The sequence below is a fragment of the Leclercia adecarboxylata genome, assembly GCF_023639785.1.
GTDB classification, from domain to species: Bacteria; Pseudomonadota; Gammaproteobacteria; order Enterobacterales; family Enterobacteriaceae; genus Enterobacter; species Enterobacter adecarboxylatus_D.
This window is the reverse complement of record NZ_CP098325.1, coordinates 1961245-1974899: the sequence shown is the minus strand read 5'-3', so window position 1 is coordinate 1974899 and position 13655 is coordinate 1961245. Positions and strand designations below refer to the sequence as shown.

The window sequence follows — 13655 nt, the reverse complement described above, 5'->3', positions numbered from 1 at the left end:
CTCATGTCAGCCCAGCAGACGGTGGATACGCTTCAGCCCTGCCACCAGTCTGTCGACCTCTTCCATTGTGTTGTACATGACCAGCGACGCGCGGCACATCGCCGGTACCTCATAGAACGCCATCAGCGGCATGGCGCAGTGGTGCCCGGTGCGTACCGCCACCCCATAATTATCAAGAAAACTGCCGACGTCATAGGCGTGGTGTTTGCCAAGATTAAAGGCGATAACGCCCTGGCGATCTGCCGGCCCGTAGAGCGTTAGATCCGGCACGCTGGCCAGCTCGGCCAGCGCATAGCGCATCAGCATTTGCTCATATTCGGCGATGGCATCCAGGCCAATCTCAGACACATACTCCATCGCCGCGCCCAGCCCGATAATGCCCCCGGTGTTGGGCGTGCCCGCCTCAAAGCGCCACGGCGCGCGGGCGTAGGTCGTGCCTTCGCTCAGGCTGACGGTAGCGATCATCGATCCGCCCCCTTCCCACGGCGGCATGGCCTGCAATATCTCGTCCTTGACGTACAGGACGCCGATGCCGGTTGGCCCGTAGAGCTTGTGCCCGGAAAAAACGTAGAAATCGCAGTCCAGCGCCTGCACGTCCACGGTATGGTGCATCACCGCCTGCGCGCCGTCGACCAGCACTTTCGCCCCGGCCTGATGAGCTTTGGCGATAATCTCCGCCACCGGGTTTTCGGTGCCCAGCACGTTAGAGATTTGAGTGATGGCCACCAGCCGGGTGCGTTCATCCAGCAGGCTATCCAGCAGTTCAAGCTGTAAGGTACCGTCCTCGTTGAGCGGGATCACCCGCAGTTCGGCCCCGACGCGCTCGCACAGCATCTGCCAGGGAACAATATTGGCGTGGTGCTCCATCTGGCTGATGATAATGTTATCGCCCCCATGCACCTCCGCGCTGCCCCAGCTGTTTGCCACCAGGTTGATCCCCTCGGTGGTGCCGCGTACAAAAACCAGCTCCTCTGGCAAGCGGGCGTTCAGAAACGCCGCCGCCCGGGTGCGGACGTTTTCCATCCGCTGGGTCGCTTCGGCGCTGAGGGTGTGGATCCCCCGGTGCACCGCCGCATAACCGTGGCGGTAGAACGCCGCTTCGGCCTCGATCACCTGGGCAGGCTTTTGCGCGCTGGCGGCGCTGTCGAGATAGGCAAGCGGCAGACCGTTTACTTCACGGGTCAGGATGGGAAAATCCGCCCGCACTTTCTCTACAGGGTAATTCATGCCACACCTCCAGGCAGACGCTGGCCGATTCGCGCCAGCACCTGCTGTCTTAATGTTTCATCCCCGAGGGCTTCGGTCAGTTCGGCAGCAAAGGCGTAGATGATCATCTTCTCTGCCGCCTGCTTGTCGATCCCGCGGGATCGCAGATAGAACATCTGCTCATCGTCGATCCGGCCCACGGTAGCCCCGTGGCTGCACTTCACGTCATCGGCGTAGATTTCCAGCTGCGGTTTGGTGTCCACTTCCGCCAGGCGCCCCATCAACAGATTGTTGTTGGTCATCTGCCCGTCGGTTTTAATGGCGTGCTGCGCCACGTTGATCAGCCCGTTGAACACCGCCCGCCCCTTGTCGCTGACGATGGTTTTGTGCAGCTGACGGCTGTTGCAGTAACCCTTGTTGTGCTCAAGCCAGGTACGGGTGTCGCATACCTCGGTTTTCACCGGCATCGCCAGGCTGTTGATGCGCAGGGTGGTGTTCTCCCCGTTCAGCTGGGTGCTGGTGTTATGACGCAGCACCGCGCCGCCCAGCAGGAAACTGTGGCTGAAGGCTGACGCATCGGCGGCAATCTGCAGATCGTTATGGGCAAAATGGTGGCTTGCGGCATTCTCAAATGCCAGTTTGATATGGTGCAGCTGGGCGTTGGCCGCCACGTTCATGGTCAGGCGTGCGCCGGTGAAATGCCGCATCTCGTTGAGACTGACGTAATGTTCAACGATGGTTGCTTCAGCCCCCTCGGCCAGCGACAGATGGTGGCGATAGTGAGCCGTGTTGAACTCCTCTCCTGCCAGCCCCTGAGTGATATGCAGCAAAAGCAGCGGCTTCGCCGGGCGGGCGTTACGCTTCACGCTGATATGGGTCACGCTCTGGGCCAGGCTTTCGGTCAGATGCAGGAACAGTTCCGGCTGCACGGGGGCCGGCAGGCTCTGGCGCTCGTCGTTAATCACCACCTCAAACCCGCTGCCGTCGGTGCTGTCGCTGAGCTCCGGGGTAAAGCGCCCGTCGACAAACACCAGCCGCGTGGCGTCGAGGGTCAGCGCCAGTGCATCGAGGTCACTGGGAGCAACGCTTGCGCGCCGCGCCACGAACTCGCCGTTGAGCAGCCCTTCCAGCGGAGTGTATTTCCAGTTTTCGTGCTTACGCGTCGGCAGCCCGAGGCGCAGCATCTGCTGCAGGTGCTGTTGCGCCTGTTCCGAGCGCGTGTTGCCTTGCGCTTCAAACAGACGGTGCCACTGCTGCAGCGCGTTACTGCTGTTCGCTAAGCCAGCCATAGCCCTGCTCCTCCAGCTGTTTGACCAGCGTGAAATCACCGGATTTCACAATCCGCCCCTGATAGAGCACATGCACATAGTCAGGCTTGATGTAGTCCAGGATGCGCTGATAGTGGGTGACAATGATGAACGACCGCTTGCCGTCGCGCAGGGAATTAACGCCGTCGGCGACGATCTTCAGGGCGTCGATATCCAGACCGGAGTCGGTTTCATCGAGGATGCACAGCTCCGGCTCGAGCACCGCCATCTGCAGGATGTCGTTACGCTTCTTCTCCCCGCCGGAAAAACCGACGTTGACCGAGCGGGTGAGCAGATCCTGCGGCATCTTCAGCAGCTCAATTTTCTCTTCCATCAGATCCTGGAAATCAAAGCGATCCAGCTCCTCTTCACTGCGGTATTTGCGCACCGCATTCAGCGCAGTCTGCAGGAAGAACTGGTTGCTGACGCCGGGGATCTCCACCGGATACTGGAAGGCCATAAAGATGCCCTCCCCGGCTCTCTCTTCCGGCGACAGTTCCAGCAGATCTTTGCCCTTAAACTCCACCGATCCGCCAACCACGTCGTAATCTTCGCGCCCGGCCAGGGTTGCAGAGAGGGTACTTTTCCCGGAACCGTTCGGCCCCATAATGGCATGCACTTCGCCCGGGCGAACCTCAAGGCTCAGGCCGCGCAGGATCGCGTTATCTTCCACACTGACCTGTAAATCTTTAATGCTTAACATGTGCTTTCCTTAATCCTTAACCGACGCTGTGTTCAAGGCTGATCGCCAGTAATTTCTGTGCTTCCACGGCAAACTCCAGCGGCAGTTCTGAGAACACGTCCTTACAGAAGCCGTTCACAATCATCGAGATGGCGTCCTCTTCGCTAATGCCGCGCTGCAGGCAGTAGAAGAGCTGGTCTTCGCCAATCCGCGAGGTCGTGGCTTCGTGCTCCAGCTGGGCGCTGTTGTTGCGGCACTCGACGTACGGGAAGGTGTGGGCCCCGCAGTCCGGGCCAATCAGCATCGAGTCGCACTGGGTGAAGTTACGGGCGTTGGTCGCCGTCGGCATGATTTTGACCAGGCCCCGGTAGCTGTTCTGGCTTTTACCCGCCGAGATCCCTTTCGAGATGATGGTCGATTTGGTGTTTTTGCCGATGTGGATCATCTTGGTGCCGGTGTCGGCCTGCTGATGCCCGCTGGTCAGCGCCACGGAGTAGAACTCGCCGATGGAGTTATCCCCGCGCAGAATGCAGCTCGGGTATTTCCAGGTGATGGCGGAGCCGGTTTCCGACTGGGTCCATGACATCTTGCTGTTCTCACCTTCGCACAGGGCGCGTTTGGTAACGAAGTTCAGGATGCCGCCGGTGTTGTTGTCCCCCGGGAACCAGTTCTGCACCGTGGAGTACTTCACTTCCGCGTCTTTATGGATGATCACTTCTACTACCGCAGCGTGCAGCTGGTAGCTGTCGCGCACCGGAGCGGAACAGCCTTCAATATAGCTGACGTAGCTGCCCTCGTCGGCGACGAGGATGGTGCGTTCAAACTGGCCGGTTTTCTCAGCGTTGATGCGGAAATAGGTGGAGAGCTCCATCGGACAGCGCACGCCCTTCGGCACGTAGATAAAGGTGCCGTCAGAGGCCACCGCCGCGTTCAGCGCCGCAAAGAAGTTGTCGTTGCTGGGCACCACGGTGCCGATGTACTTCTTCACCAGCTCAGGGTGATCGTGGATCGCTTCGCCGAAGGAGCAGAAGATGATCCCCTGTTCGCCCAGCTTTTCCCGGTAGGTGGTGGCGACAGAAACGGAGTCGAAGATGGCGTCAACCGCCACCTCACGCCCTTCGCGTACCGGCACGCCGAGCTGTTCGAAGGCCTCTTCCACCTCTTTACTTAAAAAGGCGTTGGCCCCGGTCTGCTGTACCGCGCCGGGCTCTGAGGCACAAGTGTCATCGCAGTTACCGCAGGACGGCGCAGAGTAGTAGCTGTAATCCTGATAGTTCAGCTTGTCGTAGTGCGCTTTCAGCCAGTGCGGCTCTTCCATCTCCAGCCATGCCTTATACGCATTCAGGCGGAACTCCAGCATCCAGTCGGGTTCGTTACGCCTGGCGGAAATGGCACGCACAACCTCTTCGTTGATCCCTTTTGCCATCTCGTCGGTCTGCAATTGGGTGAAGAAGCCCTCTTTGTAATTAATATGGCCACCGGACCAGGTGTTGACATCGTCAGTTGCTTCAGTATGTCGAGACATAATACCGCCTATACCCCAAAACTTTCGCCGCAGCCGCATTCGTTCTGGGCTTTCGGGTTATTGAATTTGAATAACTGGTTTAAGCCTTCGCGCACGTAATCCACTTCCGTACCGTCAATAAACGGCATAGCCTGGAGTGGCACATAGAGTCGGGCGCCGTCATGTTCAAAGACCAGATCGTCTTTCTCCGGCTGGCTGACGGTCGTCAGGACATAGCCGAAACCGGCGCAGCCCGTCTGCTTCACCCCTAACCGCACGCCAAGCATGCCTGCCTGTTTGCTGACCAGCTCGCGAATGTGCGCCGCTGCGGCAGGCGTTAGCGTTAGTCCACGCCACGCAAAATCTGTCGGATCAAACGTTTCTGAATGCTGTTCCATAAGTCCACCTCATGTATTGCGCCCCCAGGGCATAACACCATGTTAGTGATAATGATTATCACTTCAACCCCTCAGTTGCAGGGACATTCGGCTTAATCGCCCTTTTTGCTTACTTTCATTAAGCATAGACCCTGCTGACGGGCTTATCAGACCTGAACAGTAATGTTTAATTGATTGATATTAAGAGGAAATACTCGAGGAAATCGACGGAAACGGTCAAAAGCGAAAATATGTATAGAAAATGCCTATTTTTGGGATAGCTGTTTTATACGCCCGCCCGGCTGCTTTAGCGTTTGTACACTATGACCCCAGCATGGACAGCCCGCCCAGGCGGGCGGGCTGCTCGGTTACCCTCTGCCCGTGGTCAGCTTCTCAGGCATTCGCGCAATAAATTTATCTGCATGGTTTTTTCACGCATTCTGGACAACAGCACCTGCAGGTCGTGATCGCTGGTCAGCTGAAATTTCTGCATAACGTCATACTTGTGCGCATACACCGTTTTGTAATCAATATGCAGTTTTTTGGCAATTTCTGGCGTCGACAGTCCCTGGTACAGGCTTGCCATAATCACGGTTTGCCGGGGCGATAACGTCCGGTGATGGCAATCAGCACAGGAGTGGCTTTCACACTTCTGCTCGCCACTCTGCAGGTGTTGCCAGGCCGCCCGGAAAATCTGATAAAAATCGCTCAGGGGAGCATCCCGCGAGATGAACGCCATCTCTTTAAAACAGCCCGGTAAGGTCTCTTTTACGTACTGTTCGCCGTTGATGAGACCAATCATCACCCCTTTATCCCGGGCCAGTAATTCGGGTGTACAGATAAATGGCTCGCCACGGCAAAGTGACAGCACAATGATATCGGCATCGCGAATACTCTCCCGGGTAAATTCCGTAATAAAGTGAATCTCACTCAGGAACTCTGTTCTGAATAGATCGCCAATGAAATTTTTCAGCGCATAACAGTAAAGTGTATCTGTCTCTTTAATAAGCACGTTGACGGTCATGTCTCTCCTCCACTTCCTGTTTATCGTCTTTCTGCCATTTACAACTAGTTGTATTCCAGGGTCAGGATCACCGCGACGCCGAGGGTGCCCGGCGTCACGCCGCCGGCACTGGAATACGCAATGGCCTGCATATTCATGGTGGCGGTGCGATCGATGCCAATATTTTGAGTAACGCTGCTACCCGAACCTATTAAGCGCCCTGACCGGGTGTCGATAATGCCCAGCGCGATATTTCTCGCTGTCCCGCTGTTTTTGAAATAATTCGATCCGGCAGCAGGATCGGCGGTACCGTTAAAGGTGGCCGTCACGCTCTGGGTTGCTGCCGGGCAGTCGGTAAAAGTCAGACTGAAGGGAACAGGCGTGGATGAAGAGGCCGGTGTCGCCATATTGTTTGCCTGCATATTTCCCAGACTGACGTTCACAACCGCGTTGCCGCCGTTAAATACGCAGGGTGAGGCCACAATGTTGCCTTTCACGGCGATATTGACCGCATCCATTGCTGCCGCCCCGGCGGTAAACAGGCAGGCGAACGCGACTGCGATGATATTGAGCGTCATCGGCCTTTCCTTTTATTGGTAGGTGAGGATAAGGGTGGCACTGGCATTTGCGGTTCCGGTGTTTACCGCGGTTTTGGTTTGATAGTAACGGGCGGTGATGGGCAAACTCTCCTGCCCCCCCGCGGTCTGTTTCAGTGCAATGGTGCTGTTCAGTACCAGCGGCGTGCCGTTATACAGGAGCTGCACACCCACACCGTCCGCCACGCCCGGAGAGTCCTGACCGGATAGCGCCAGCACGCTGTTATCACCCAGGTCCGGGTACTGAATCCCGCTCAGCGTGACGTTAATATTCGCTCCACTGTCGCAGTTCAGGCCGAGGTTCTGCGTGTTCTGCCCGCGATTAGGGATGGTGCCAACGGTGTCGCCAAAATTGCCTGCCGGGATGTCGCCAAGGGGGAACACCAGATTTGGCGTCGTAATGTCGCAGGCCACCTGGGTAATCGAACCGGTTCCCGCATAGACCGGGATTTCCGGTGCCGCTGTGCCGCCCCGGTATTGCTCGGTCCAGGCCACGAACGACGCCAGTTGGCCGGTTACGGAACCCGAGGTGATATTGCCGGTTTTCCAGAACTGGATAATCGGCTGGAAATTACTGGTGTCGACATCATTCGGGTTCGATGACCATGAAGCCGTGAAGATATCGGCCCCGAGCCAGGTGTACCCACTGAACGATCTTGGGCCGGCGGTGGATTTCTCGTAGTATCCCACCGACACCCCGACCCCCGGCAAGCCGGTTTGATAAACACGGCGACCATTAGCGGAGGTAAACGCATAGGGTAATACCCCGCTTTTCATCCCGGCAGTCGAGCCTTCATTGCCGGTAGCCGTACAGCTATAGGCCAGCGCCATTGAACCATAAATTTCATTGCTTATTGCCTGGCCGACAGCAACATCACGCTGCACGATAATATTCCCGTAATTGACGGAATAAGGCGCGCCGACAGTGGTGTAATTACACCCGTAGCCGTACAGCGGAAATACGATCCCCAGCACGATGATCAGACGTCTGATAATAGACATTTCGATTAATCCACATTAATTCATTTAGCGGCACACAACATCAGCGTGAATAATATCGCTGACGGGTTGTGGGTTATTAAGGGTGTAATGAGCCTGGCAACGCTGCTGTTCGCCTTCGCCCCACGTCACCGTTAATGTCGTATCCGGCTGCAAACCGGTTAAATAAACCTGCCCGCTATCCCCGACAATAAATCCTGAATTCTGCGCCCCGTTCACCGTGGCAATTGCCCCGAACGGAACGGGTTGGCCATTTTGCCGGGTGAGCGTCATCAGTATTCGCAGCCCGATGCTGGCAACATAACTGGCCCGCACAATCGCGCCCCGGGTCGGCACCACGGTCTGTACCGTCTGTTCCAGTTCGACGTCGCCGGGCAAGGTTTCGGTCATTAACGAGACCTCGTTTTTGCGATAAGGCGTCACATTGCCGCTCAGGGTATAACCGCGGTAATCCGTTCTGGCCCCTGACTGGTTTTGCACGCCTACCCCGGCAGCACCGGGCGCTTTTATCAGCACATTGGTTTCACCCAGCGCCTGGGAAAAGGTGATGCCGTCTGCGTGGGCAACCACCCCACCCTGCAGGCCATAATTCAGACGGTCGCTGTGCCGATCGTAACTGTAGCCGGCAGTCACTTCTCCGTAGGTGCCCTTGTAATCCCCGTTAACGTTGCCGGTATAGCCGACGTTATTCGTGCCGTAACCCTGCTGCAGGTTCCAGCTGAGGGCGTTATTTTCCAGCGCCGTGCCGTTGATCCCCAGGATGTGCGTGGTGCCGCCGTTTTTACTGGCGGTAAGGCTGTAGTTCACCCAGGCCTGCGGCAGAAGGGCCGCCAGCGGAACGCTGATATTAAAAGAGACCACTTCATCTCTGGCATAACGGCTGTCGCCGCTGTGCCCGTCCTGACTTGAGGTGTAGGTCAGTCCGTAGCTGACGCTACGCCAGACGTTGTTGTAGCCCAGGCTCCAGGCGCTCTTCGACTGACCGGCGCTCCAGTAATCTTCCCTCATGGCACTTAACATCAGTGAGCCCAGATTGTTGCCCAGGGTCTGGCTCAGGGTTATCTCGGCACGGTTGCGACGCCTTTCGGTGTCAGCGCCGTCGCTGCCATAAGAGTCCAGCACCTCCTGCATCCCGTAAAAACCCCGGGTGGCGTAGCGATAACCGGCGATGGCAAAGTTGGTCCCGCTGCCCACAAAATTCTTGCTGTAGCGTGCCCGCCATGCCTGACCGTTCGATTTTCGCTCATCTTTCGGCGTGGACCAGCCCTGAGTGACATCTGCGGAGAAGGCGCCAAAATCGCCCAGATTTTTCCCCATCCCGACAGCCAGCGACTGGTATTTGCTCGCGCCCTGAAAACCGCCGTATAGGGTCAGGCCATAGGGAAGGCCGTAGATCCCGGTCAGCTGGCTGAACGGTGTTTTATCGACGCGACTGTCCCACGAGCGGTACTGGCCTGCGGTGAGAGCGTACTTCAGTTGCCCTTCCCGCTGTAGGACAGGCAGGGAAGCAAACGGCACGATAAAGTGCTGCACGCTGCCGTCGGCCTCGTTAATGGTGACGTCGAGATCCCCTGCGCCGCCGGTCGGGTACATATCGGTGATTTCAAATGCCCCGGGTGCAACATAGTTCTGGTAAATCTGATAGCCGTTCTGGCGGATAATCACCTGGGCATTGGTTCTGGCAATGCCGCGCACCACCGGAGCGTATCCCCGAAGCGAGTCTGGCAGCATCTCCTCATCCGAGGCCAGCTGCCCGCCGCGAAAAGGCATGCTGTCGAAGACATCTGCCGGAGCCGAACTGTCCCCCAGCGTCAGCTGCGCTTTCAACGGGATAATGGCCCGCCGGGCATAGGTATAAACGTTATCCCACTGGGTCTGGCCATCGTTATCACGTGACCAGGTGAGGTAGTTACGCAGTCGCCAGGGTCCAACATTGAGGCCCGGTCGCAGGTTTGCATACTGGCTGCTGTCATTGCCGCCGTTTTTGTTCAGCGTGTTTGCGCCGCTCAGCTGGTAATTGAGCATCGCGGCGGTGATCCCTTCATCCCACAGTGAGGGTTGAACATAGCCTCTGGCCTGCATCGACAGCGCGGCCTGCGGAACGCTGATAACGAGACGCTGGCTGGCAAACTGAAAATCCGTGCTGGCCTGGGGAATGGCATCCAGACGCGCACAGGGAGTACCGGGTTGATTAAGATCCTGAAAATTCTCCGTCTTAACGCCCCACTTGCTCAACATTTCAACGCTGAGACAGGGCTCAAGCCGCGTCTCGCCCCGATCGTCGCCGACCTTTTGAAAGGTGATGTCCTGGGTATCCATCAGCTGACCGTCAAGAATGATATCAACATGATAAATACCTGCCGCCTGGGAACCCGTCTCAAAGCCCCGTAAATCAGCCTTGTCAATACCAGGATTATCAAGCTCGATTAAATCTGGGTTAAAAAATTCCCGCGCCTGAGCTTTATTTAAATCACCCGTCAGGGCAAGGGTAATAAACCATGCCAGCCACGTGACTTTATATCCGCTAATGTCCATCCTGTCGCTGCTCCATGAATATTACCTGTTACCCGGTTATTGTTTACAGGTTTGCCGTATGTGCTTCCCCTGTGCTGCCGAAATCGTTTATCAATTTAAAAACCACTGCCCCTGTCGTGATTTGGCCAGGCAGATTGATAACCGTTTGTGAACGCGGCAATATCCAGGTGACGTCTGGCACTTTTTTACCCCCGACGGTAATTTCATTAAAATTCATGACATAGTCGGTAGGGTTGGCGATCTCTATTTTATCTCCCCTGCGTCGCCAGGTTAATTTATCGGCCTGTTCCTCTGGTGTTGAGCGCTTAAGTCCTGCCGGACGATAAATTAATTTGATTCGCGTTTTTACGGCAATTTGCAGCGAGTTCTCTACAGTGGTTGCCGAGGGTATTGATTTTATATTCAGCCAGAACAGACTTTCACGATCCTGAGGTAGTTTCCCGGTCAATACCACCCGCTCAACGTTTTGCTGCCCTTTATCCAGCCGGTAAAGGGGCGGCGTAATAATAAAAGGCGGCTTTTGCGTGCTGTTTCCGGCCGCCTCTATCCACGACTGAACCAGATACGGTGATTGATCGGGATTATTGACGTTGATAGACGCTTCTTTTTTACTGCCATCAAATACAAGGCGTGTTCCGCCAATAATGATACCCGCCTGTGCAGCAGACATACCGGTCACAACAAGCAGACTGGCGAGCAGGGTTTTGTGAACACATTTCATTACATACCTCAGTAACAACGGGGCCGTTTTCCGGCCCCTCCTGATGTCCAGTCAGGAAATTAGTTATAGTCGACAGAGAAGTTGGCGACAGAGTTTGCTGGCCCCGCCGTCACGCTTGACGCCGTAGAAATATACTGTGCATAAAACTTCAGGGTATTATCCTGGGTACTGCTCAGCACGTAGTTATAATTATTCTCTCCGTGCAGCGGCAGATCGGCTTTATCCGCCGACATCAGATTAATCGCCACACCGGTGGCTGCACCCGCTACCGAAGCGTTAATTGCCAGCAGGCTCGGGTTAGTTAAGTCTGGCGTACCGTCAAAGCGGACTTTCGCTGAGGTGACGGTAACGGGACAATCTTTTAATATAATATCGAAGCCTTTTGCCGCTGTTCTGTCTCCCATCCCGGCGAATTCTGATTTATAGAAGTCACCAATGATCACAGTCTGGTTTTGCGATGCAACGGCGACTTCACAGGCCGAGTCCAGAATATTTCCGGCAAAATTAACCGTGCCTGCTGCCGCGAAAACGGAAGAGGAAGAAACGGCAGCCAGAGCAGTTAACGCAATAATAATCATGTTCTTTTTCATAATATTTTTCCTTAATATCATTTGTCATCACCATTTTTTGGGCAAAAGCATCCTCAAGGTGTGCATCACCTTTTATTTTTGTATGCCCGTTTAGCTGGTTCCTGTGTGCAAATAAAAAAACAAAACCCTGTCTGTTTATAAAAGACCCTGCCTGTTTTTTATTCACATGGCGGCAATTTAAATTAAGATTTATCCAAACTCAAATTGTTTTTGAGTCTAGTTGTAGACTTTGGGGCAGGCTGTTTTCGTTGGCGTCACCGCGGGTATTTAACGCTATACCAGGAAAGTCATCTCATCCTGATGAATGTAATCTTGTCTGTCCTTATCCGGTCCATTAATAGACTGGATGGAAAAACAAATATCAATCAACATGTTAAAATCAGATGCTTATGTCCGGTCTATTTTTAGACCAAACCCTCATATTCCCTGTGCCAATGCTTTTTAAGATAATCCTACCCAGTAATAACGCATCGACAATTTGTTAAGATTGAGGTCACCTGATGAATACCCGAATGACGGCGGTAAAGGCCGATCCCAACACATCTTCGCTGGCGTTAAAACCTTTTGCCGACATAGAAAAACTTACAGCGCATCTTCGTCCCTTTACCGAGACTATCGCGATTAAAAAAGGCGATGTGGTGCATTATTATGAAGCGGATGTCCGGCAGTGCTGGCTATTATTACGCGGCAGCGTGGCGCTGCATCGCCGTGGCGATAGCGTGGTGCTTAATTCAGAATCCGCGCCCTTTATCCTGGGCGTAAGCAGCCAGCTCTGTTCGGAGCATTTATATGCCAGAGCACTGGAAGATTCTGAAGCGGCGCGTATGCCGCTGGCATTATTTAATCAAATCGTGGCCAATGACGGGTTATGGGAGCACTTTTCCCGGCTGCTGATCTATACGGTTTCCCGGATATATGAACACTGCTCGCAAATATCGCAATTGTCCGCGTATGACATTATTCGGGTGCAGCTGGTTGAGCTGTTACAGGAACCGGATTCAGTCCGGCTCAACACCACCGCGGCGGCGTATATCAAAAGTCGTACCTATCTTTCCCGAAGCGGTATCATGCGCATCCTGTCAGAGTTACGCACGGGGGGGTATATCACCATGCAGCGAGGCGTGCTGCTGGATATTCACCATCTGCCACAAAAATATTGATCCGGAGGGCGTAACACGCGCTTCTTTAAGCCGAGTGGCACTATAATCATCGTCATCAGGCCACCTTCAGCTTACAGGTTGTGTTATGTCATCGCCAACAATGCCGCCCGGTTCGGTTCCGCGCGGTTCCCCCTGGTCACAGGAACTTATTAACCATTTGCAACCCTACGCCACCCTTCTCGACGCTCAGCGCGGCGAGCGGTTTGATTTCTGCATTAAGGGCCAGGGGATCTGTTATCTGATAATTGACGGGAGCGTGGCACTCTATCGCCGTAGCAACAATATGCTGCTGTCGACCGCCACCAGCCCTGCGGTTTTCGGCCTGGCGAACCTGACGGATATCTATTTTGACGACTATTTCAAAACCCTTAAGCCGTGCAAAATTGGCATTATTCCGGCCGATAAGGTCAATGAGATCTGCAAAGAACAGGATCTGTGGGGATTAGTGTCCCGCCATCTGATGTTTGTCTATAACCGGCTCTACCACCACATCATGCCCGAGGGCACGCCCACGGCCTATGAGCTGATCCGAAAACATCTGCTGGAACTGATGAACGAGGATGAAAGTTTTCGCAAAAGGATCACCGCAGAGAGGTATATCCGGGATAAAACGCAGCTTTCGCGTAGCGGTGTAATGCGTATTCTGGCCGATCTGAAAGCTGGGGGTTACGTGGAAATGGAAGAGGGACGACTGATTAAAATCAACAAACTCCCCACCAAATATTGAGTAAACCCGCGTGCAATCCCGTTGTAAGCGTTTTCCGAATCTCAGTCGGATGACTGAGGCGATCGCCTCCCGGTGCGCTATGCTTCTGCAAAAGGGCAGCATACGGAGGGGAAATGCTCATTGCACTTGTGACCATCACCGTCGTTGCCGTCGTCACCACCGGTCTGGTTATCCTGTCTGCCATGCAGGACATACACAACGATTACTGAGTACAAAAAAGAAAGCCCTTAAGACTACCAGGGGTAATC

The 13655-nt window shown here is 54.8% G+C and carries 13 protein-coding genes; 2 read left to right on the top strand and 11 right to left on the bottom strand.

Going from position 1 to position 13655, the window contains the following annotated elements:
* Positions 1-6 precede the first annotated feature (6 nt).
* From sufS to NB069_RS09365, 11 genes are all read right to left on the bottom strand, one after another.
* Positions 7-1227: a cysteine desulfurase SufS gene (gene sufS / locus NB069_RS09415; protein ID WP_250589097.1), complete on the bottom strand. Its 1221-nt coding sequence runs from the start codon at positions 1225-1227 to the stop codon at positions 7-9.
* Complete coding sequence (gene sufD, locus NB069_RS09410; RefSeq protein WP_250589096.1) at positions 1224-2495, bottom strand: Fe-S cluster assembly protein SufD; 1272 nt, start codon at positions 2493-2495, stop codon at positions 1224-1226. The genes sufS and sufD overlap by 4 nt, the downstream gene beginning before the upstream one ends.
* Positions 2470-3216 (bottom strand): Fe-S cluster assembly ATPase SufC, encoded by a 747-nt coding sequence (sufC, locus tag NB069_RS09405; RefSeq protein ID WP_250589095.1) that lies wholly within the window; start codon positions 3214-3216, stop codon positions 2470-2472. The genes sufD and sufC overlap by 26 nt, the downstream gene beginning before the upstream one ends.
* Positions 3217-3232: 16 nt before the next feature.
* On the bottom strand, positions 3233-4720 hold the full coding sequence (sufB, locus tag NB069_RS09400) for a Fe-S cluster assembly protein SufB (protein WP_250589094.1): 1488 nt from the start codon (positions 4718-4720) through the stop codon (positions 3233-3235).
* A gap of 8 nt (positions 4721-4728) precedes the next feature.
* On the bottom strand, positions 4729-5097 hold the full coding sequence (gene sufA / locus NB069_RS09395) for a Fe-S cluster assembly scaffold SufA (RefSeq protein WP_250589093.1): 369 nt from the start codon (positions 5095-5097) through the stop codon (positions 4729-4731).
* A 364-nt stretch (positions 5098-5461) separates the two neighbouring features.
* Positions 5462-6100 carry a LuxR C-terminal-related transcriptional regulator gene (locus NB069_RS09390; RefSeq protein ID WP_250589092.1) on the bottom strand — a complete coding sequence of 213 codons (639 nt, stop codon included), beginning with the start codon at positions 6098-6100 and terminating at the stop codon, positions 5462-5464.
* 44 nt (positions 6101-6144) lie between these two features.
* Positions 6145-6657: a fimbrial protein gene (locus tag NB069_RS09385; protein WP_250589091.1), complete on the bottom strand. Its 513-nt coding sequence runs from the start codon at positions 6655-6657 to the stop codon at positions 6145-6147.
* A gap of 12 nt (positions 6658-6669) precedes the next feature.
* Entirely contained in the window at positions 6670-7677 is a 1008-nt protein-coding gene (locus NB069_RS09380; RefSeq protein WP_250589090.1) for a fimbrial protein, read from the bottom strand.
* Positions 7678-7701: 24 nt separating this feature from the next.
* Positions 7702-10209: a fimbria/pilus outer membrane usher protein gene (locus NB069_RS09375; RefSeq protein ID WP_250589089.1), complete on the bottom strand. Its 2508-nt coding sequence runs from the start codon at positions 10207-10209 to the stop codon at positions 7702-7704.
* A 43-nt stretch (positions 10210-10252) separates the two neighbouring features.
* Positions 10253-10930 (bottom strand): fimbrial biogenesis chaperone, encoded by a 678-nt coding sequence (locus NB069_RS09370; protein WP_250589088.1) that lies wholly within the window; start codon positions 10928-10930, stop codon positions 10253-10255.
* A 59-nt stretch (positions 10931-10989) separates the two neighbouring features.
* Complete coding sequence (locus NB069_RS09365; protein ID WP_250589087.1) at positions 10990-11520, bottom strand: fimbrial protein; 531 nt, start codon at positions 11518-11520, stop codon at positions 10990-10992.
* Between the two features lie 500 nt (positions 11521-12020).
* On the opposite strand from NB069_RS09365, the gene NB069_RS09360 reads away from it, so the two are divergent.
* Together NB069_RS09360 and NB069_RS09355 are read left to right on the top strand one after the other, a co-directional pair.
* Positions 12021-12680 carry a helix-turn-helix domain-containing protein gene (locus tag NB069_RS09360; RefSeq protein WP_250589086.1) on the top strand — a complete coding sequence of 220 codons (660 nt, stop codon included), beginning with the start codon at positions 12021-12023 and terminating at the stop codon, positions 12678-12680.
* Positions 12681-12765: 85 nt separating this feature from the next.
* On the top strand, positions 12766-13407 hold the full coding sequence (locus tag NB069_RS09355) for a winged helix-turn-helix transcriptional regulator (protein ID WP_250589085.1): 642 nt from the start codon (positions 12766-12768) through the stop codon (positions 13405-13407).
* Positions 13408-13655: the final 248 nt, after the last annotated feature.